Consider the following 21,144-nt stretch of genomic DNA (forward strand, 5'->3'; position numbering starts at 1 on the left):
ACAGTATTTTATTTTCATATCTTAAAATCTTTCTAAAATTTCGTAAGCAGTATTTCTTTTTGCAGGATATTCACCGATATCTTTTATAAGTCTTATCATTTCATCTTGATTCATTCTATTTGCAGCACCTGCTGCTTTTACTACATTTTCTTCCATCATAGTGCTTCCTAAGTCATTTGCACCAAATTTAAGGGCAAGTTGTCCTATATAGCTTCCTTGTGTTACCCAAGAGCTTTGCATATTTTGAAAATTATCTAAATATAATCTTGCAACTGCAAGTAATCTTAAATATCTATTTGATGATTGAGGTTTGATTTCTGGATGTTCTTCTATCAGTTTTGTATTTTGACCTTGAAATGACCACATAATAAATGCTCTGAAACCACCCGTTTCATCTTGAAGTTTTCGTAAATGTTCCCAATGTTCAATTATTTCTTCATCAGTTTCAACTGTTCCAAACATCATAGTCGCTGTTGTTTTCATACCAATCGAGTGAGCAAGTCTATGAACTTCTAACCATTCTTTTGTATCCATTTTTTTTGGAGCAATTATATCTCTTACTCTATCGCTTAAAATTTCAGCTCCAGCTCCAGGAATTGAACTTAAACCTTTTGCTTGTAATCTTTTTAGAACTTCAAGTTTAGATATTTTTGAAATTCTTGCAATAAAATCAATTTCAATAGCTGAAAATCCATGAATAGTAATTTGTGGATATTTTGTATTTATATGTCCTACTAATTCTTCATAATAATCAATTTTTAGTTTTGGATGAACTCCACCTTGAAAAAGTATTTGAGTTCCACCAATTTCTAGAAGTTCTTCAATTTTTTGATCAATTTCATCAAATTTTAAAACATATGAATCTTCATCTTTTCCGTGTCTAAAAAAAGCACAAAATTTACAATCAACCCAACAAACATTTGTATAGTTAATATTTCTATCAACTATAAATGTTGTTATTTTTTCAGGGTGAAGTTCAGATTTTTTTTTAGTTGCCATTTCACCTAACTCTAAAAGTGAGGCATTTTTTATTAAATCTAAAGTTTCTTCATTTGTAAGTCTTTTTTTTAAATCGACTTCAATTTTTTTAACCATTAGAAACTAGCTCCAAAAGAGAACTCAAATGAAGATGTATCATCACCTGGCTCATCATCAAGTGCTCTAGCAAAAATTAGTTGTAATGGACCCATCGGAGAAACCCATTCTAACAATAATCCGGCTCCTGATCTCTCTATTTCATCAAATGAATCTTGACCAATCATACCATAATCATAGAAAACTCCCCATCTCATTTTTGCACTAGGAACTAATGGAAAACTCATTTCAGCAGAGTTTGCCCACATATTTTTATATGGATCTGTTTTCTCTCCTGTTTCATTTTTAGGGAAAGCATAAGATTTATAACCTCTTAATGTTTTAGGACCTCCTAAATATAAAGAGTCTCCTTGATTGATTTGTCCATTATCAAATAACATTCTAACTTGAGTTTTAAGTCTTAAAACCCAGTCTAACTCGGCTAAATCTTCTAATGAATAAAAGTATTTTAAGCTAGAAGTTGATTTTACATATTTTGAATCTCCACCAACTCCTGCATATTCTAAAGATGTATTTGCTCTAAATCCTTCTCTAGGGAAGTAGTAATCATCAGTATTATCATAGTTAAGATAAGGAGTCACAGAACTATTTACATAATCAGTATCTTGAAATCTTTTATTTTCTGCAATAGTACTATCACTAGCATAATCATAATTTTCACTAACAAAATCAAGTTTATATCTAGTTCCTGCATAAAGATTTCTAACTATTTCTTTTCCTATTGCAACTGAAAAACCTTTTGTTGCTACGTCAGAATCATATTTTGATCTATCAATTTCATAATCAGTTGAGTGAATTTCAACTTCTCCATTATAATCACTATCTCTTATTGCTGGATTTTTTAGGCTAAGTTCAAATCTATTACTATGAGCAGACATATCTGTACTCAATCCTAAAGCTAAACCTGAACCAAAAATATTTACATCACTTACAGAACCACTAACCATAAACTTGTCATAAGAACCATATCCTCCTCCAAGCATCAATGAACCAGTAGCAGCTTCAGTTACTTTTACGATGATATCCATTTTATCATCACTAATTCTTTTTTCTTCAATTTTTACATCATCAAAGAATCTTGAACGTTTAAGTTTATTTGTAGAGTCTTTAAAATCTGTAAGGTTATATAAATCACCAGGCGCTAAATAAACATTTCTTCTTACAACTCTATCTAATGTTCTTGTATTTCCTGAAATTTTTACATCATTTATATAAACTTTTTTACCTGGAACTACACTAAAAATAACATCAACTAATTTTGTTTCTTCATTTTTCTTTAAATCAAATTTTACTTCAGCATATGCATAACCTTGGTCTGCAACTTGTGTTTTTATGTAATCTTGGTCTTCTCTTAATTTTTTAATATTAAAAGTTCTTCCTACAATAAGTTTTAATTCAGGATAAATTGTTTCAGGATCAACAATAGAAGAATCTAAATAGATTTTTATATTATTTGTTGTGTATTGTTCACCTTCTGTGATAAAAAAGTCTAATTTTGCTTGATTTGAAGCAAAATCAATATCCAAAAATGGTTCTTTTACTTGAGCATCTAAATAACCTTTTTCATAATAAAGGTCATTTATTCTTCTTGCATCATATTTTAATTGGTCAATTTTTACTTCACCATCATTTTGTCCAAACCACCAAGAAGCAAATTCAACTTCTTTATTTGCAGTAACATGATCGAAATCATTTTGTTCTAAATTATCAGCACCATGATAGTTTGCTTTTTTAATGATGATTTCATCACCTTTATTTACATTGAAAGTGATTTTTAAAGAGTCTTCATTTAATTTTTCAACTTCTGTTTCAACAACAGAATTTATATATCCTTCACTCTCAAGCATACTAAGAAGCTTTTCTTTAGCTTCTTTTACTCTTTTTTCACTATACATTGAACCTTTTTTTAATTTGATTGCTGTTTTAAGAGTTTCAATATCTTCAGTTCTAGTTTTATAACCTTTTATATCAACATTTGCAATAGAAGGTTTTTCTTTAAAAACTAATTTTAAATTTCCATTTTCATTTAAAACTTGAATATCTTCAAAATATCCTTGTTTATAAAACTTTACCAAAGCTTCATTCAATCTATTTTCATCGATTGTATCGCCAACTTTCATATCTAAAATTTCGTCTAAAATTTGTGGTGAAATTTTACTTACGTTTTTAAACTCTATTGATTTTATAGTTTCTGCACTTAGTATTGTGGCACAAGCTAAAGATAATAATATGATTTTATTTTTCACAATAATCCTTAAATTTACATTGTAGGGCATTAATATATCTAAATATAGTTTATATAAATATAAAGTAATGTATAATCACAAACGAATTTTACAAAAAGGTTATTACTTTGAATATTGGAATTATAGGTTTAGGACTTATGGGGGGTTCTTTAGCAAAAGCTGTAAAAAGATATGGTATTGCTTCAAAAGTTTATGGTTTTACAAATAGTGAAAAAAATAAAAAAGATATTTTAGATTTGAATTTGGTAGATGAATTAGTAGATTTAGAAACACTTAAAAAAGTTTCTGATGTTATTATTTTAGCAATACCTGTAGATGCTATTATCTCGATGTTTCCAAACTTTTTAGATATAGATGAAAATACAACTATTATAGATATGGGTTCAACTAAAGAGTATATTGTAAAAAGTATTCCACCTAAAATAAGAAAAAACTTTATTGCAGCACATCCTATGACAGGAACTGAAAAATCAGGACCAAAAGCTGCTATTGATGATTTATATGAAGGGAAAACTGTTGTTTTTTGTGATTTAGAACAAAATGCAAATATTCATGTAAATAGAGCCTTTAAAATATTTCAAGAAATAGGTATGAGAATAGTAGTTATGGATAGCGATAAACACGATATTCATGCTTGTTATATCTCTCATTTACCTCATATAATATCTTTTTCTTTGGCAAATACTGTTATGAGTCATGAAGATCCAAAATCTATTATTGCACTTGCTGCTGGTGGATTTAAGGATATGAGTAGAATTGCAAAATCAAGTCCACGAATGTGGAGTGATATTTTCAAACAAAATAGAGAAAACCTTTTAAAAGCTATTGAGTCGTTTGAAAATCAATTAGATGATGCAAAAGAGATGATAAAAAATGAAAATTATGAAAATTTAGAAGAGTGGATGAAAAAAGCAAATAGCTTGCATGAGATACTATAAAAGATAAGTATCTCTTTTTAATTTATATTTTCTATCGCTTCAAAAACTTTTATTGCTTGAAAGTGCTCTTTTACATCATGGCATCTAATAATTGAAGCACCATTTCTAATAGATTCTAAATGAATTGCCAAAGTTCCTGGAAGTCTATCTAAAATTTCAGTTGGTGTTATTTTATCTATCATAGATTTTCTACTTGCCCCAATTAGTAACTCATATCCAAAGTGTTTAAAATGTTCTAAATTTTTAAGTAAAAGTAGGTTATGTTCCAAAGTTTTCCCAAAACCAATACCCACATCTAAAACTATATCTTTTACTCCAAAACTTTTTACTTTTTCTAATCGGTTGTTAAAAAAATCATCAATTTCAACTATAACATCTTCATAAAAAGGAGCTTCTTGCATATTTGTTTGATTATTTTGCATATGCATAATAACTGCTTGAGCGTTATATTTTGATACAAGTTTACAAACTTCATCATTTTCTAAACCTGTTATATCATTTACTATTTTAAAGCCATGATTTAAAACATATTCTATAACTTTTGGAGAAAAAGAATCTATGGAAAAATCAACTTTTTCATAATATTTATTTTGATAAATAGTTTGAACTATATCTTTTAATCTATCAAGTTCTATATTTTCACTAACAGGTAAACTTCCAGGACGACTTGAAACAGCACCAATATCTATTATATTTGCACCATCTTCTATCATTTTTTCTATTTTTAAACAAGCTTCAGAGTTATCAAATCTACTATTTTTAAAAAATGAATCCTCATTTGCATTTAAAACACCCATTATTTTTATAGGATAGTTTTGCTCTTTTACATAATCTTTTAAAGATTTTGCTAACTCTTTTAATCCAAAAGGTTGTGCTAACTCTTTTTTTGCTAAATTCTCAAAATGTTTTGTAGTTCCTATAAGTAAGGCATTTACATATTTATCTTTGGCAATTATAACTCCATTTGGTACAGCTAAATCTGCTCCAATAGATAAAGCATCTTGTTTTAAAATATTTGCAGCACCAACATGTAAATCTTTTATATATAAAGTATGAAGTTTTGATTTTTTTGATAAAATCGAAATACCGCCACTATCACAACCAAGATTTTCAAAAAACTTTTTTGAATTATTTAGTGATATTTTATATGTTTTCATATAAAAACCTTTCAGTTTTGATTTTTTTGATTTGATAAATATAAAAGTAGAGTTGTAAGAACATTTATTGGTTTTGAATTTAGTTCCAATAATTTTATTGCTTTAGAAAAGAAATCAAGTTTCTTTTGTGAAAGTTTGATTTTTTGATTATTAGCTTTTAATAAAAGTGATTCAACTATATCTTTTGCTTCTTGTTTAGAAATTTTTTGATTTTCTTGTAAAAAAGTATAAATATCTTTTAAATCAAGTCTATTTAAATCTAAAGATGACTCTATTTTTTGTTCAGATTTTTTTAGATATTTATATGGTAATCTCGAATAAATAGTTGGTAAAAGAGATGTTTTTGAATTTGTTATAAGTATAAAAACTATATTTCTAGGTGGTTCTTCCAAAATTTTTAAAAGAGCATTTTGTGCCTCTTTTCTAAAAGTTGAACCACATAAAAATAGATATTTTTTTTCACTTGTTGCAATAAAAGCTTCTTTAATAGTTTCATTTGCTTGAGCTATTAAAAATTCTTCTTTTTCTTCATTTTTAATAACTCTTACAGAGTGTAAAGGATATTTTGGAAGCATTAAATTTAAAGTTTCTTCAATATTATTTACTATTAAAATAGAAGAGTTTTCAATAAAATCTAACAAGATTAATTTTCCACATTTATTTCAGCAAATAATGAAGCACTCAATGTTTTATTATACAATCTAAACATTTGTAAAAGTTTCATATCTAACGCTTCATCATTTGATTTTAAGTTAAAAGCATCTTGTTTTTCTTCATCAAAAAGCCATAAAAATGAATTTTTTAAGACTTTTGGAATAGTTGCTCTTATATCTTGTCCTTTTCCAATATACCAAAAACAATAACCATTTGGGAATGAAATACTTAACATATCTTTTATATATGAAATATCTTCATCTGATTTTACATTATCGATATATTTGTAAAAAGATTTAAAATCATAATATGGCAAAAATGGCCTATTTAATTTTGTAGAGTTAATATTTGTTAAAGCATACTCTAAAAACCACTCTCTATCTTTGTCTGTAATAACAATAACAGAAAAATTTCTTTCTAAAAGATTATTGATATTTTTAGATACTAAAGGCGTCCATTCATATTTTTTTTCTTCTAGCCAAGGAGAAATATATTTATCTTTCCTTATTGTATCAACTGTCCAATTTAAAAATTCTTGCACTACTATTTATCCAAATGATAAGCTTCATGTAAAGCTCGAACAGCAAGCTCTGCATATTTTTCATCAACAATCATAGAAATTTTAATTTCACTAGTTGAAATAATTCTTATATTAATATTTTCATTAGCCATTGCTGTAAATGCTTTTGAAGCAACTCCAGTATGAGATTTCATCCCAACACCAACAATAGATACTTTGCAAATAGATTCATTATAATCTATATTTTTAGCTTGAGCTTTAAATTGTTCCATAACTTTTTTACAAATCTCAAAATCAGTTGTAGGAATTGTAAAATCTAAATCAGTTGTTCCATCTAATCCTCTTGTTTGAACAATCATATCAACATTTATATTTGCATCTGCAAGTGCAGTAAAAATAGCTGAAGCAATACCAGGTCTATCTGTAACCCCATACATTCCAACTCTAATTTGATTTTTATCTAAAGCAATTCCACTTACAACTGGTTTTTCCATTATATTCTCTTCCTTTGTGATTAATGTACCTTCAACTTCTGGCGTAAAGCTACTTCTTGATACTAAATTTACATTTAATTTTTTCGCCATTTCTACTGATCTATTTTGTAATACTTTTGCACCTAAACTAGCAAGTTCAAGCATCTCATCATATGAGATTTTGTCTAACTTTTTAGCTTTTGGTTCAATTCTAGGGTCTGTTGTATAAATACCATCAACATCAGTATATATTTCACAAACATCAGCTTCAATTGCTCCTGCAATTGCAACAGCAGTTAAATCACTTCCTCCTCGACCAAGAGTTGAAACTCTTAAAGTATCTTGTGCAATTCCTTGAAAACCTGCAACAATGATGATATTCCCATCTTTTATTGATTTTTTCATTTCAGTTGTATCAATAGATTCGATTCTTGCTTTTGTATGAGCATTATCTGTAACAATTCCTGCTTGTCTTCCACTCATTGACATAGCTTTATATCCCATTTCATTTAAAGCAATTGATAAAAGTGCAGAAGTTACTCTTTCTCCTGAACTTAAAAGCATATCAATTTCATCTAATTTTGGAGTTTTTGAATAATAACCAGCATAATCTAATAGCTTATTAGTCTCTCCACTCATAGCTGAAACGATAGCTATTACGTCATGACCTTCGTCTTTTATTTTTTTTATGATATTTGCAACATTTTGTATTCTATCAAGTGTACCAACACTTGTTCCACCAAACTTAAGTACTTTTAACATCTAATTTTTTATCCTTTTTAAATATAACCTTCATTTTTAAAATATTTTATAACTTGTTTATAAACAGTTCTTTTAAAAAAAGTTATATATTCATAAATATTTTCAGTAGGCACAAATTTATACTCGCTAAATTCAGGAATCTCAGTATCTATGTTAATTGTAGCGCCTTTTTTTAATTTAACTAAATAATACTTTTGTCTTTGCCCGTCATAAGGATACATTTTTTTAGCAATAGCAGGAGGAAATTCGTAAGATACCCAAGTAGGATATTCTGCAATGATCTCAACATCTCTTGTACCAATTTCTTCTTCTAATTCTCTAAATAAAGCCTCTTTTGATGATTCTCCATCATCAATTCCACCTTGAGGAAACTGCCAAGCATTTTCAACGTCAGTTCTTGAAGCAATAAAAATTTCACACTTATGAGGATATTTTGCTGATAGTACGATAGCTGCAACATTAGGTCTAAAGTTTTTTTTCTCGTTAATTGTTTTCTTTTCTTTTTTATCAGTCATAAATATATTTTCCCTTATAATTAGCCAGATATTTTAAGATAATTAGGATTAAAAATTGCTTTTATATATACATATTCCATTTTGCGATAGTAAATGTTTTTATTGTGCGTTTAACTCATATACAGATAAATTTAGTTTAAAAAACGATTATATGAAAGCTTTAAAAATACAATTAAAAAACAACATAGAAAAATATGCAAAAAATAAAAAAATAGAAACTGTTTTTATAGGAGGGGGAACACCTTCTACTATAAAAGCTTCTGAATACAAAGAGATTTTTGAAATAATAAATCCATATTTAGAAGAAAAAGTTGAAATAACAACGGAAGCAAATCCAAATTCTGCTTCATTTGAATGGTTAGAAACTATGAAAAGCCTTGGTGTAAGCCGTGTGAGCTTTGGAGTTCAAAGTTTTCAAAATGAAAAATTAAAATTTTTAGGAAGAAGTCATAATAGTAATAGTGCTATTAAAGCTATACAAAATGCTTCGAAGATTGGTTTTAAAGAGATAAATTGTGATATTATTTATGGTGTTAAGAATGATACATTAAATAGTATAAAAGAAGATTTGGATATTGCTTTTTCACTTCCAATTACGCATATAAGTGCATATTCATTGACAATTGAAGAAGGAACAAAATTTTTTAAACTTGATAAAAATAGTGTAAAAATTGATGATGAGGATTTATCTTATGAAATATTTGATTATTTTTCAAAAAACGGATTTACTCAATATGAAATATCAAATTTTTCAAAAAATAAAAATTCTCAATCAAAACATAACTATGGATATTGGCAACATAAAGAGTATTTAGGCGTTGGAGCTGGTGCAGTTGGATATATAAATAAAAGAAGAGAATATCCTTTAAAAAATCTTGAAGAGTACATAAAAAATCCTTTATTTGTTGAGATTGAAGAAATAGATGAAGATGATATAAAAGTAGAAAAAGTTTTATTAGGATTTCGATGTTTAAATGGTGTAGAATTAGAACTTTTTGATGAAAAAGAACTAAAAAAAATAGATGAACTAATTAGTTACGAAAAAGTTTACATAGAGAATAATAAGGTTTTTAATAAAAACTTTTTATTAGCTGATGAATTAGCTTTATATATTTTAGATTAATTTTATAATATAATCCAAACTTTTAAAAGGTAAAAAATTTAGATGATAATAAAAGATGCAGTAAGAAAATATTCAAATGAACTAAAACTTGTAACTCATATTCCTTCAAAAGAAGTTGAAATATTAATAATGTATTTATTGGATAAAAATGTTATTTGGCTTCACTTAAACTATAATAGTGAATTTTCAAAAATAAAAGAGCTTGAAAATTTAGTAAAAAAAAGAGCTACTAATTATCCTTTAGAATATATTATTGGTAAAGCTTCTTTTTACGGAGAGCAGTTTTTAGTAAAAGAAGGTGTTTTAATACCAAGACCTGAAACAGAGATTTTAGTTGAAAATGCAGTTGAAATCTTAAAAGATAAAAAAGAGCCTATAAAGGTTTTAGAAATTGGAACTGGAAGTGGAATAATATCTGTAATGCTTGCTATGTTAATTGAAAATATAAAAATTATTGCAGTTGATATAAATCCAAAAGCAATAGAACTTGCAAAAGAGAATGCTATAAAACATAATGTTTTAGAAAAAATAGATTTTAGACTTAGTAATTTATATGAAAATGTAAATGAAGACGATATAAATCTAACAATTTCAAATCCACCATATATTGCAAATGATTATAAACTACCTTTAAATGTAAAGTTTGAACCATCAAATGCACTTTTTGGTGGAAGTTTAGGTGATGAACTTTTAAAAGATATCATAAAACAAACAAATGATAAAAAAATCCCATATTTACTTTGTGAAATGGGATATGACCAGAAAAAAAGTTTAGAAGAGTATTTTAAACAATTTAATGTTGAATTTTATAATTTTTATAAAGATTACGAAAATTTTGATAGAGGATTTACTCTAAAATTTAAAAATAAGGAATAAAAATGTCATTCAAAGATTTTAATTTAGATAATTTAGAAAATAGTAAAGAAATTTTAGAAAAACTTTTAGATGAAAAAAGAGTATTAATAAATGAGTTATTAAATTTAGAAAATAAAACTTACAAAAATTTTGTTTTACCATTTCAAGAAATAGGGGAGAGCATAAATGAATTTTTGACTCCAATCTTTCATATTGATTCTGTTAAGAACTCAGAAATAACTACAAAAGTGTATGAAGAATGCCTTCCAATTATCTCAAAATATGAAACTGAGATTTCTCAAAATGAAAATATTTATTTATCTTTAAAAGATATACAGTCTAATGAAAAAAGTATATTAAATAATATACAAAATAAAGTATTGGAAAATGAAACAAGAGACTTTGAATTATCAGGTTGTAATCTAGAAAATAATAAAAAGAAAAGACTTGAAGAGATAAATTTGAAGCTTAGTGAACTTTCTCATAAATTTTCTCAAAACCTTTTAAATGCAACAAATGCTTTTGAAATGATAATTACTGATTTTGAAGATGTAAAAGAGATACCTCAATCAGATTTAGAGTTAGCAAAATTTGAAGAAGATGGAATTACAAAATATAAGTTTACACTTCAAATGCCTTCTTATTTAGCTTATATAACTTATGGAACTAACAGAAAAAGAAGAGAGGAAATTTATAAAGCTTATTGTACAAAAGCACCAGAAAATGGAAAAATTATAGAACAAATTTTAGCTTTAAAAGATGAAAAAGTAAAAATACTTGGATTTGAAAATTATGCACAATATTCTCTTGCAACTAAAATGGCAAAAACAGAAGATGATGTAATCTCATTTTTAGAAGAGTTAGGAAATAAAGCTAAGAAAAAAGCAAAAGAAGAGCTTGAAGAGATAAAAGAAATAGCTTTAAAAGATGGAATAACTGATTTTAGATCAAGTGATATGGCATATTATTCAGAAAAATTGAAAAAAGCTCAATATGACTTAGATGAAGAGTATTATAGACCATATTTTGAGCAACAATCAGTTTTAAATGGTTTTTTTGATTTTTTACATCAAATGTTTAATATTAAATTTACAAAAACTCAAACTAAAGCTTGGGATGAAAAGGTAAAAGTTTATGATTTAAGCGAAGATGGAAAAACTATTGCAAGAATTTATATAGATTTAGAAGCTAGAAAAGATAAAAGAGGTGGTGCTTGGATGAATAACTGGCATTCACATTTTAGAAATTCAAATGGAGAGATAAATCTTCCAACAGCTTATATTGTAGGGAATTTCCCTCAATCTACAAAAGAGATAGCTTCACTTTTAAGACACTCTGATGTTGTAACACTTTTTCATGAAATGGGACATGCGCTTCATCATTTATTGAGTAAAATAGAAGAACCATTTGTTAGTGGAATTTCTGGTGTTGCATGGGATACAGTTGAATTTCCATCACAATTTTTAGAATATTTCTCATATGACAAAGATGTTTTAAAACTATTTGCAAAACATTATCAAACAGGTGAAGTTTTAGACGATGAAGCGATAGATAGAATAATTAAAGCCAAAAACTTCCAATCATCACTTGCAACTGTTAGGCAAGTTGAATTTGCATTGTTTGACTTTAAACTATATCAAAAGTTATACAAAACGGAAGATGAAATACAATCTTTACTTGATACAATTAGAGAAGAATTTGCTGCAATTATTCCACCAAAATATAATAAATTTCAAAATGGTTTTTCTCATATATTTTCTGGTGGATATAGTGCAGGATATTACTCATATAAATGGGCAGAAGTACTAAGTGCAGATGCTTTTTATATGTTTATTGACTCTGGAAATATATTCAATAAAGAGTTAGGAATTAAGTATAGAGATACTATTTTAAGTCAAGGTGGTTCATACGATATGGATAAACTATTTTTTGATTTTGCAAAAAGAGAACCAAGTATAGATTCTTTATTGAAAATTGAGGGAATTATTAGCTAAATTTTGCAATAATACGATTTTAATATATATAACTAATAAGGATTTAATAACTATGACAAATGCAGAAACAATAACAAAACTAAATAATGCTTTAACTACTCTAATTAAGGCTTATGAAGAACTTCAAGAAGAAAATAGTGGATTAAAAGGGAAAATATCTGAATTAGAAGAAAAAGTTTTAGAATTAGAGTTGTCAAATGAGGATTTAGAAAAAGATATAAATCAATTAAAAGGTCATACAGAAGAAGATAAATCTAATTTATCTTCAATATTAGGGAAAATTGAAAATATTTTAAATAGAAAAGTGGAAACAACTTCAACTAATGTGCCAACAAGTTCTTTTGATTTTGATTCCAAAGAAGATGAAATAAAAGAAGAACAAGTAGAAGAGAAGAAAGAAGAAGAACAAAATATTTTAAATTTGGATACTAATTCTTTTGCAAATGTTTTACAACAAAAAGATGAAAAGAAAGAAGAGTCAAATAAACTTGATTTAAGTAGAATGTCTTCTTTATTAAATGGTTTTAATCATTAATTAAAAAGAGAATTATATGATTGTGTCTATTGATAAGAATTATGTATTTAACCTTTTTGGAGCTAATAATTTTTCTTCTTTAGAGACAATTATTGATAATATGGCACCTTCTCTTGTAGAATATCATTTATCAAGCTTTTGTGAAGATAATAGTGATACAATTTATTTTAATAAAAGAGATGTTGAAAAATCCTTTTTAGCTGGAGACTATACTTTATATTTAGACTATAGTGAAAATTTGTATTTAGAACTAATAGAATCAGATATTGATGAGATGACTCAATCTTTTTGGTAAAAGAATTAAGAGTTTGAAAGAATTAAATCCTCTACACCATTGCATAAACCAAAATGTGGTAAAACAATAAATTCTATATCTTTGTGGTTAGTTTTAAATTCTTTTATAATATTTGGAATATCTACTAAAACATGTTTTCCTGCAGCTAAGAAATAAGGGAATATTTTGATTTTTTTATATTCTTTTTCAACAAGTTCTTTTAAAACATCGTAGAATGATGGTTCGCTTAATTCTAAAAAAGCATAAAATGTATTTTCATTTTTGTTTTTTATTTTGTTTGAAATTTCTATGATTTCATCATTTGAACTTTTTATTTTACTACCATGTGCTACAATTATTAAAGCTTCCATTTTAAAATATCTCCGTAGTTTTTTTGAGTCTTTCTTTATCAAAGTGAGTATAAATTCTACTTGTATTAATATCAGCATGTCCTAAAGCTTCTTGAACAAGTATCAAATCATGGTGTTTTTGGTATAAAAGTGTTGCAAATGAGTGCCTTAACATATGAGCTCCATTTTTCTCTTTTCTTATTCCTGCACTGATTAAAATATTTTCAACAACTCTGCTAATATAAGCTTGAGTTAATCTTTCACCTTTTTGGTTGCAAACTAATAAATCACTATTGCAAACTCTCATATCTAACCAATTTTGTAGCTCTTTTTCAATAATAGAACTTTTTATCATAACAACTCTAGGTTTATTTCCTTTCCCTTTTATTTGAAGCATATAAACATTCTCTTCTTTGAAAATATCTTTTATTCTTAAATTTAAAATCTCACTAACCCTAATACCAGTATAAATGATAATTTTAATTATAAGTCTATTTCTAAAACCTGTATTATCTGTAAATTCAAAATCATCAATTGCTTTTAAAAATCTATCAATTTCATCTTTATTCATAAAAGAGGGTAGTTTAGTTCCACTTTTTCCACTCAAACCTCCCCAATTCTTTAGTTCAATTTTAAATAGATATGAACTTCCATCTTCATTTTGATTTTGTTTATCTATATAAGAAAAGAAAGATAGTAGGGCAATTCGATGATTTTTTTTAGAAGCATCTGATAATGAACTAGTTTCACTAGCTAAAAAATCACTTAACAACTCTTCATCTATCTCTTTCATAGAAGCAAGACCTAAGTTAATTAAGAAATTGTATAGTTTAAATAGGGGGTTAAAATATGTGTTTACTCCAGCTAAACCTATATTTCTAGCTTCTTTTGCTATAAAAGCTAATTCATTAATAGACTTTGTTCCTTTTACTAATTGTTGAATTATTGAAGCTAATTTCTCTTTTTGTAATACTTGTCTATTTGAAAGAGTTGTAAGTTTATTACGAATAAATCTTTCAAGCCAGAAAAGCAATGTATCATTAAAATTGTTTTTAAAATCTAACTCATATCTCATGTATTATCCAATTAACTAATTTTGAAGTATTCTAGCAAAACAAATATTAATTAGTATTGAAAACTATAATTTTCAAATAAAATACAATATCTATTGATACTTTCATATTTAAGGTAACAAAACAGCAAATAAACCAAGTAATGGTAAAAATGAACAGATTTTATAAATTAAAACTACTCCATATATATCTATAAAATATCCCAAAATTGCTGCACCAATTCCAGCTAATCCAAAAGCTATTCCAAAGAACAATCCTGAAATTGTCCCTACTTTTCCTGGAATAAGTTCTTGTGCATAAACTACAATAGCTGGAAAAGCAGAAGCTAACATAAATCCTATTATTGATAAAAATATCGTAGAAAGATAAATATCTACATAAGGTAAAGCTAATGTAAAAGGCACTATTCCAAAAATTGATGCGAAAATGATAGCTTTTCTACCAAATTTATCACCTAAAGGACCTCCAAATATAGTTCCTAAAGCTACTGAAAATAAAAAATAGAACAAATGATATTGCGCCATTTCATCACTAATATTATATTGTTGAATTAAATAAAACATTAAATAGTTGCTAATACCTGACATATATAAAAATTTAGAGAACATTAAAATAAGTAAAATCATCAAAGCAAAACTTATTTTTTGTTTAGAAAGAGTTTGTTTTATTAATATAGTTTTATTTTTAATACTTGCATGATAATTTTTATGCCAAGAACCAACATAAATCAAAATAGGAATAGATAAAAGTGCAATAATTGAGATATAAAAAATACTAGATTGACCATTTGGTAATACCAGCCAAACTGCTATTAATGGACCAATAGCACTTCCTAAATTTCCACCTATTTGAAAAACTGATTGTGCTAATCCATATTTCTCACCAAAAGCTGCCATTCTTGCGATTCTTGAAGCTTCTGGATGAAATATAGATGAACCAATTCCAATTAAAATTGCTGAAACTAATATAAGATAATAATTTGTTGCAAAAGCTAAAGAAGTTAATCCTATAAAAGTACAAAACATAGAAAAAGCAATAGAATATGGTTTATGATATCTATCTGTAAAAAGCCCTACTAATGGCTGTAAAATCGATGCTGAAAGTTGATAAACTAATGTAATTAAACCAATTTGAGCAAAAGTAAGAGAAAAATCGTTTTTTAACATAGGATAAACTGCAATCATAAGTGATTGCATAGTATCATTTGTAAAATGACCGAAACTAACCAGTCCTAAAATCTTAGCTTTTGTATTTTTATTTTCCACTTTATCTTTTTACTTTTTTAATGAATTTATCAATAAATCCGCTAATTCTTTTAGTCTTTTTGCATAATCTTTAATTAAATCATTTGTAGGAATGATTACTTGCCAATCTAAAACTTGAGCTCCAATAGAAACTGAAACATCTTCCATCGAAATTTTAGTTGTATAAAAGCTATGATTCATAAAGTATTTAGTTGTATTGTAATTTATCAAAATAGATGTTTTTTTCAAGAAAGGATTTCTTAATATCGAATCAGCTTGTCCATAAGGCCAATATCTATATGCTATTAACCTACTTTCTACTTTTTCATGAACTTTATTTTTATTAAATAAATCATTTCTATCTTCTAAAATGACATAAGCATCACCCTCTTCTATTTTGTCAAGTAAAGGATTCATATCATCTTTTATAACACATTTTACTGGTTCTTCACCTTTTATTTGTGTGCAACATCTACATTGCGTACAAGTTACTATCCTATAATCTTTAAATTTAATTCTTTCATTTTTTACATTCAAAGCATTAAAATAATTTGTAAAAAAAGTTACAATTCCTTCTATATCTTGATTATAACTCTCTGTACAATCTATTATTTTAATAAACATATTATTTGAGTTTTCCTTTTGAGAAATTAATAATATAATCAGCAATTTCATCTAAATGTACTATATCTTTTACAGCTCCTGCTTGTATCGCTTTCATAGGCATACCAAATACTACACAACTTGCTTCATTTTGAGCAACTGTATATGCACCATTATCAAATAATTCTTTCATAGCTATTGTTCCATCATCTCCCATACCTGTCATCATAACAGCCATTGCTCCACCACCAACTGTATTATTAACTGATCTAAAAAGAACATCGACGCTTGGTTTATGTTGGCTTACTTTTTTTGTATCAAGCAATTTTGTTTTAAAATCATTTCCATATTTTTCAATAGTTAAATGCATATTTCCTGGGGCTAAATAAGCGTGACCTTTTTCTAAAATCATTCCATCTTTTGCCTCACAAACTTCAACTTCAGAATTATCATTTAATCTATGAGCCAAAGAGTTCGAAAAACCATAAGGAATATGTTGTGTTAAAACAATTGGGGGTAATCCACTAGGAAGTTTTTTAAAAACTCTTAATAGTGATTCAACTCCACCTGTTGATGAACCAATTGCTATTACTTTTGCTCCTGGAAATTTTGCTGCTCTAAGAGGTATAACTTCGTCAGGATGTACTTTATAATCAACATTATGTGTTGATTTATAAGTTGTAGGTTTTTTTATAGCAGGAGACTTTTTTAAAGTATATCTACTCAAAAGGAATGTCAAATTCAATAAAGTATCTTTTATTCTAGCTTCAAAGTTTGACATAGGTTCACCAGAGTTTGGTTTAGGAATAAAACCTACTGCTCCATCATCAAAAATATCATTTCCTCTAACACTTTCTCCAGAGATTACAACTGCTGGCATAGGATGAAGACGCATTAAATTTCTTAAAAATGTAACACCATCCATTTTAGGCATATTTATATCAATCGTTACTAAATCTGGTTCATATTCTTTAATTTTTTCTCTAGCATCATAGGCATCTGTTGCTACTGCTATTACTTCAAAGTCTTCAATAGAATTTATCATATCTTTAATTATACTTCTCATTGAAGCAGAATCATCTATAACTAAAACTGTATACATACCCTTTCCTATTTCTTTTTTAAAAGTTTTTTAGAAAAGCTCGATTTCCATCTCTGGTTCAGCTTTTTTATGTTTATTATTATCAAACAAGTCAACACCACCAATATATTCTTTGATAACTGGTTCTCTTTTGATTTCTTGTTGTAAAGATTTTTCTGTAGATAGAATTTTATTATTAGTTTCAGATTTTTGAGTAACTTTAATAAAAGTTTCAAAATCATCAGCTAAAAGGATTAATCTACCATTTTCACCTCTTGTATGTTCACTAACTATTTTAAAACCTTCTGATTTACAAAAATCTTTAGCAAATTCAACATTTCTTTTCCCAATAGTATTATTAGAAGAAGATGACAAATCTAATTGCATAATATCAGCACCACCAGATATTTTTGCTACCATATTTGTTTTACTACATCCAAGTTTATACATTTCATTTAGCATTGCTTCAACAGAATATAGTCCATATTTCATATCATTTCTATTATCATTTGTATTTGGCAATAAAAAATGATTCATAGCTTTTATTTTTTTTGTTTTATCATAAAACATAATGGCAACACAAGAACCAAGAAGTGTCTTAAAGGCAACATTATCATCATCATTTCCAACAGCAAATTCTCCACCAATTACTGTGTAAGTGTTGTATCCTTTAGTTTTATCAGTAAATCTAACAGAAGAAGACTTTTCAATACTTCCATCTTTATGTCCTATTATAATCAAAAGATTTCCTTCTCTTTTATAAAAATATTCTGCCCTATTCTTTTTACATATTTTATTAAATCTTGTGGATTTTCAGAATGCCCTAGATATAGTGTCCCACCTATTTTTAAGTGAGCAAATAACTTTTTTAGTATTGTATTTTGATCTTCAACTGAAAAATATATTAAAACATTTCTACAAAAAATTACATCAAATTGATTTTTAGAGAATGGATATGAAGAGTCATTTAAATTCATAACATGAAAATTAATCATTCTTTTTAACTCATCATTTACTTTTATTAATACTTCTTCTCCAGAAAGATTTTGTTGAACTCTTCTTTTAAAATATTTTTGTGGTTTTATCCATTCCGGAAACTCTTTTGAAGCTTTTGAATATCTATAAATACCATTTGCTGCATATTGTAATACACTAGTATCAATATCTGTTGCTATAATTGAAGCACTTATAGTTTTTCCTAAATCTTCGCTTGTCTTTAAAACCGTCATTGCCATAGAATATGGCTCTTCCCCTGTTGAAGAAGCAGAACAGTACATATTTATTTTTTGACCATTTTTTGCAAATTCAGGAAGAACTCTATTTTTTAAATCAACAAAATGAAAATCTTCTCTAAAAAAATGAGTTTTATTTGTTGTAAATGAGTTAATAAACTCTGTTACATTATTGCCTTTTTCAATAGAAGTCAATAAATCTTCAATATCACCATAAAATTTACAATTTCTTTTTAATTTATCAATTCTATTAGAAATCATAATATCTTTATTCTCTGTTAGAGTAATTCCTGTCAAAGAATAAAGAAGTTTTTTTATCCTTTCATGAACTTCATTTTTTTCTGACATGTTATTTAAGAAGCCTTTTTCATAGCATTCATATCTTTTTCTATTTTAATTTGTGCATTAATGATTCCTACAACATCTAAAATAAGACCAATACTTCCATCACCTTTAACTGTAGCAGCCCCTATTCCTTGAACACTTCTAAAGTTTTTATCAAGTGGTTTAACAACAACTTGATGTTGATTTAAGAATTCATCTATAGATAAAGCCACTTTTGTATTTCCTGATTTAACTACAATTAACATTCCATCTTCTAGTTTTTCAAAGCTTTTTTCTAAACCAAATAGTTGATGTAATTTCACTACAGGTATAAATTCTTCTCTTAACATTAATAAATCTTGTGTTCCATCACCAATTTTTTTAATCATATCTGCAGTTGGTTGAAGTGATTCTACTATAGAACTTAATGGTAAAATGTATTTTTGATTTGCAACTCTAATATCTAAACCATCTAATATTGCAAGAGTTAGTGGTAACATAATCGTAATAGTTGTACCTTTTCCTATTTCTGTATCAAGATTAATAACTCCACCTAATTTATGAATATTTGTTTTAACAACATCCATTCCTACACCACGTCCAGAAATATCAGTGATTTTATCTGCAGTTGAAATTCCTGCTCCAAAAATTAGTAGAGCTTTTTCATTATTAGTCATAGCATTATATTGATTTTCATCAATTTGACCTTTTTCTAAAGCTTTTTGTGCAACTCTTTCTGAGTCTATACCTTTTCCATCATCTTGTATAGTAATAATCATTTGACCATTCGCTTGCTCAGCTGAAATACTAATAGAACCTGTTTCTGTTTTTCCAAGAGCAACCCTGTCTTCTGGCATTTCAATACCATGATCTAAAGAGTTTCTAATAATGTGCATTAAAGGATCTGTTAAACCTTCAATCATAGCTTTATCAATTTCAACATTATCCCCATAATGTTTGAATTCTACTTTTTTGTTAAGTTTTTTAGAAATATCCCTTACAACTTTTGGGAATTTTGAATATATTGAATCCATAGGAACCATTCTAATACTCATGATAGAATCTTGCATATCTCTAATATGTCTTTCCAATAATTCTAATCTTTCTAAAACTGAACCTCTAGTTTTTGTCTCTTCTATAGTAGAAGAAAATTGTGTAAGCATAGCATTTGTAATAACTAAATCACCTACATTATTCATTAATAAATCAATTTTATCTAGATTTACTCTAATACTATTATTATTGTTTGAAGCAACTTTTTTAGCTTCATCTTCTGTATTGTTAGTAGTAGGTTTTGGTTTTTTTGTAGCTATTTCTGTTTCTTTTTGAATAGTAGATGGTATTTCTATTTTTTGCTCTTCAATATCATTTGTTTTCATAACTGAATCAGGAGATATACTTGGCATATCATCAAAGAATCCAAAATCTTCTTTATTATTATCTAATTTAAAATCATCATCATTTAAATTATCTGATTTTTTTTCTAAATTATCATCAAAAAAGCCATAATTTTTTTGTTCTTCATTTATGTCATCATCAGCAAAAATTCCATAAGGTTGGTTTTTGTTGTCTCTTTGTTCATTTAATCCATTATCAAAAAATCCAAAATTTTCTTTATCAGAAGAATTTACTGATGGAATTTCTTTTTTCTTTTCTTCAATTTTTGGAGTTTCTACCTTTTGTACAGCAGTACCATTTGAATAAGCTCTAATATCTTCTAATAAAGAGCTTGTCATCTCTACAAATTTTTCTCTAGTCATTTGATCTGCTACTTCAAGATCCAATATCTCTTTCATAACATCAAGCCCATCGATTAAAGTTCCAGCCATTTCAGGAACAAACTCAATTTTATGACTTCTTAACTTGTCCATTAAGTTCTCAACATCATGTGTAAATTCAGCAAAAAAAGCCAATTCTACAGAAGCACCACTTCCTTTTAATGTATGTACATCTCTGAACAATTGACCCATTTCATCATCTGTTAAAGAACCATTATTTTCAGCTTCTAAAAGTACATTATCTGCTGATTCAAAAAGTTCAACTGCTTCTTCTAGAAACATCTCTCTATATTTAGAAATATCAAACGACATAAAAGC

21 protein-coding genes are annotated in these 21,144 nt (G+C 27.0%); 6 read left to right on the top strand and 15 right to left on the bottom strand.

The window, feature by feature from the left end:
• Positions 1-21: 21 nt before the first annotated feature.
• A complete protein-coding gene (locus B0175_RS02155; RefSeq protein WP_108527075.1) occupies positions 22-1,095 on the bottom strand; it encodes a dehypoxanthine futalosine cyclase in 1,074 nt (357 codons plus the stop codon).
• Positions 1,095-3,371: an outer membrane protein assembly factor BamA gene (gene bamA, locus B0175_RS02160; RefSeq protein ID WP_108527076.1), complete on the bottom strand. Its 2,277-nt coding sequence runs from the start codon at positions 3,369-3,371 to the stop codon at positions 1,095-1,097. Before bamA ends, B0175_RS02155 begins: the two co-directional genes overlap by 1 nt.
• A 77-nt stretch (positions 3,372-3,448) precedes the next feature.
• On the opposite strand from bamA, the gene B0175_RS02165 reads away from it, so the two are divergent.
• Positions 3,449-4,279 carry a prephenate dehydrogenase gene (locus tag B0175_RS02165; protein ID WP_210004230.1) on the top strand — a complete coding sequence of 277 codons (831 nt, stop codon included), beginning with the start codon at positions 3,449-3,451 and terminating at the stop codon, positions 4,277-4,279.
• Positions 4,280-4,296: 17 nt separating this feature from the next.
• Here B0175_RS02165 and folP read toward each other — a convergent pair whose 3' ends face one another.
• From folP to B0175_RS02190, 5 genes are read right to left on the bottom strand one after another with little or no spacing between them, the layout of a single operon-like run.
• Entirely contained in the window at positions 4,297-5,436 is a 1,140-nt protein-coding gene (gene folP / locus B0175_RS02170; protein ID WP_108527078.1) for a dihydropteroate synthase, read from the bottom strand.
• Positions 5,437-5,447: 11 nt separating this feature from the next.
• Complete coding sequence (locus tag B0175_RS02175; protein WP_014468771.1) at positions 5,448-6,077, bottom strand: DNA polymerase III subunit delta'; 630 nt, start codon at positions 6,075-6,077, stop codon at positions 5,448-5,450.
• A gap of 2 nt (positions 6,078-6,079) precedes the next feature.
• A complete protein-coding gene (locus B0175_RS02180) occupies positions 6,080-6,631 on the bottom strand; it encodes a HobA family DNA replication regulator (RefSeq protein ID WP_108527079.1) in 552 nt (183 codons plus the stop codon).
• Positions 6,632-6,633: 2 nt separating this feature from the next.
• A complete protein-coding gene (locus B0175_RS02185; protein WP_108527080.1) occupies positions 6,634-7,845 on the bottom strand; it encodes an aspartate kinase in 1,212 nt (403 codons plus the stop codon).
• Positions 7,846-7,862: 17 nt separating this feature from the next.
• Positions 7,863-8,360, bottom strand: a complete 498-nt coding sequence (locus B0175_RS02190) for an RNA pyrophosphohydrolase (protein ID WP_004509399.1) — start codon at positions 8,358-8,360, stop codon at positions 7,863-7,865.
• A gap of 55 nt (positions 8,361-8,415) precedes the next feature.
• Between B0175_RS02190 and hemW the strand changes: the two genes are divergently transcribed.
• The 5 genes from hemW to B0175_RS02215 are packed head-to-tail and all read left to right on the top strand — an operon-like array spanning position 8,416 to position 13,162.
• On the top strand, positions 8,416-9,483 hold the full coding sequence (gene hemW, locus B0175_RS02195; protein ID WP_108527081.1) for a radical SAM family heme chaperone HemW: 1,068 nt from the start codon (positions 8,416-8,418) through the stop codon (positions 9,481-9,483).
• A gap of 42 nt (positions 9,484-9,525) precedes the next feature.
• Complete coding sequence (gene prmC, locus B0175_RS02200) at positions 9,526-10,359, top strand: peptide chain release factor N(5)-glutamine methyltransferase (RefSeq protein ID WP_108527082.1); 834 nt, start codon at positions 9,526-9,528, stop codon at positions 10,357-10,359.
• Between the two features lie 2 nt (positions 10,360-10,361).
• Positions 10,362-12,332, top strand: coding sequence for a M3 family metallopeptidase (locus B0175_RS02205; RefSeq protein WP_108527083.1), 1,971 nt, complete (start codon positions 10,362-10,364; stop codon positions 12,330-12,332).
• Between the two features lie 52 nt (positions 12,333-12,384).
• Complete coding sequence (locus B0175_RS02210; protein WP_108527084.1) at positions 12,385-12,867, top strand: hypothetical protein; 483 nt, start codon at positions 12,385-12,387, stop codon at positions 12,865-12,867.
• A gap of 16 nt (positions 12,868-12,883) precedes the next feature.
• Positions 12,884-13,162, top strand: a complete 279-nt coding sequence (locus B0175_RS02215; protein ID WP_108527085.1) for a hypothetical protein — start codon at positions 12,884-12,886, stop codon at positions 13,160-13,162.
• 5 nt (positions 13,163-13,167) lie between these two features.
• Here B0175_RS02215 and B0175_RS02220 read toward each other — a convergent pair whose 3' ends face one another.
• The 8 genes from B0175_RS02220 to B0175_RS02255 form a co-directional block, all read right to left on the bottom strand.
• A complete protein-coding gene (locus tag B0175_RS02220; RefSeq protein ID WP_108527086.1) occupies positions 13,168-13,512 on the bottom strand; it encodes a sirohydrochlorin chelatase in 345 nt (114 codons plus the stop codon).
• A gap of 1 nt (position 13,513) precedes the next feature.
• A complete protein-coding gene (locus tag B0175_RS02225; RefSeq protein ID WP_108527087.1) occupies positions 13,514-14,566 on the bottom strand; it encodes a tyrosine-type recombinase/integrase in 1,053 nt (350 codons plus the stop codon).
• Between the two features lie 108 nt (positions 14,567-14,674).
• A complete protein-coding gene (locus B0175_RS02230; RefSeq protein ID WP_108527088.1) occupies positions 14,675-15,829 on the bottom strand; it encodes an MFS transporter in 1,155 nt (384 codons plus the stop codon).
• 9 nt (positions 15,830-15,838) lie between these two features.
• Positions 15,839-16,432 carry a flavodoxin family protein gene (locus tag B0175_RS02235; protein WP_108527089.1) on the bottom strand — a complete coding sequence of 198 codons (594 nt, stop codon included), beginning with the start codon at positions 16,430-16,432 and terminating at the stop codon, positions 15,839-15,841.
• 1 nt (position 16,433) lies between these two features.
• A complete protein-coding gene (locus tag B0175_RS02240) occupies positions 16,434-17,513 on the bottom strand; it encodes a protein-glutamate methylesterase/protein-glutamine glutaminase (protein ID WP_108527090.1) in 1,080 nt (359 codons plus the stop codon).
• 30 nt (positions 17,514-17,543) lie between these two features.
• Positions 17,544-18,233 (bottom strand): chemotaxis protein CheD, encoded by a 690-nt coding sequence (locus B0175_RS02245; protein WP_108527091.1) that lies wholly within the window; start codon positions 18,231-18,233, stop codon positions 17,544-17,546.
• Positions 18,230-19,072: a CheR family methyltransferase gene (locus B0175_RS02250; RefSeq protein ID WP_108527092.1), complete on the bottom strand. Its 843-nt coding sequence runs from the start codon at positions 19,070-19,072 to the stop codon at positions 18,230-18,232. The genes B0175_RS02245 and B0175_RS02250 overlap by 4 nt, the downstream gene beginning before the upstream one ends.
• 5 nt (positions 19,073-19,077) lie before the next feature.
• The gene (locus B0175_RS02255) at positions 19,078-21,138 is read right to left on the bottom strand and encodes a chemotaxis protein CheA (RefSeq protein WP_108527093.1); all 2,061 of its coding nucleotides are present in this window, start codon (positions 21,136-21,138) and stop codon (positions 19,078-19,080) included.
• Positions 21,139-21,144 lie beyond the last annotated feature (6 nt).

It is taken from the genome of Arcobacter lacus (assembly GCF_003063295.1).
Taxonomy (GTDB): domain Bacteria; phylum Campylobacterota; class Campylobacteria; order Campylobacterales; family Arcobacteraceae; genus Aliarcobacter; species Aliarcobacter lacus.

Excerpts from the sequence above, each read along its gene's own strand:
- B0175_RS02235 (WP_108527089.1), bottom strand. The coding sequence starts at position 16,432 with ATGTTTATTAAAATAATAGATTGTACAGAGAGTTATAATCAAGATATA.
- B0175_RS02210 (WP_108527084.1), top strand. The coding sequence starts at position 12,385 with ATGACAAATGCAGAAACAATAACAAAACTAAATAATGCTTTAACTACT.
- B0175_RS02240 (WP_108527090.1), bottom strand. The coding sequence starts at position 17,513 with ATGTATACAGTTTTAGTTATAGATGATTCTGCTTCAATGAGAAGTATA.
- B0175_RS02205 (WP_108527083.1), top strand. The coding sequence starts at position 10,362 with ATGTCATTCAAAGATTTTAATTTAGATAATTTAGAAAATAGTAAAGAA.
- B0175_RS02225 (WP_108527087.1), bottom strand. The coding sequence starts at position 14,566 with ATGAGATATGAGTTAGATTTTAAAAACAATTTTAATGATACATTGCTT.
- B0175_RS02220 (WP_108527086.1), bottom strand. The coding sequence starts at position 13,512 with ATGGAAGCTTTAATAATTGTAGCACATGGTAGTAAAATAAAAAGTTCA.
- B0175_RS02215 (WP_108527085.1), top strand. The coding sequence starts at position 12,884 with ATGATTGTGTCTATTGATAAGAATTATGTATTTAACCTTTTTGGAGCT.
- B0175_RS02185 (WP_108527080.1), bottom strand. The coding sequence starts at position 7,845 with ATGTTAAAAGTACTTAAGTTTGGTGGAACAAGTGTTGGTACACTTGAT.
- prmC (WP_108527082.1), top strand. The coding sequence starts at position 9,526 with ATGATAATAAAAGATGCAGTAAGAAAATATTCAAATGAACTAAAACTT.
- B0175_RS02255 (WP_108527093.1), bottom strand. The coding sequence starts at position 21,138 with ATGTCGTTTGATATTTCTAAATATAGAGAGATGTTTCTAGAAGAAGCA.
- B0175_RS02190 (WP_004509399.1), bottom strand. The coding sequence starts at position 8,360 with ATGACTGATAAAAAAGAAAAGAAAACAATTAACGAGAAAAAAAACTTT.
- folP (WP_108527078.1), bottom strand. The coding sequence starts at position 5,436 with ATGAAAACATATAAAATATCACTAAATAATTCAAAAAAGTTTTTTGAA.
- bamA (WP_108527076.1), bottom strand. The coding sequence starts at position 3,371 with ATGCCCTACAATGTAAATTTAAGGATTATTGTGAAAAATAAAATCATA.
- B0175_RS02155 (WP_108527075.1), bottom strand. The coding sequence starts at position 1,095 with ATGGTTAAAAAAATTGAAGTCGATTTAAAAAAAAGACTTACAAATGAA.
- B0175_RS02250 (WP_108527092.1), bottom strand. The coding sequence starts at position 19,072 with ATGTCAGAAAAAAATGAAGTTCATGAAAGGATAAAAAAACTTCTTTAT.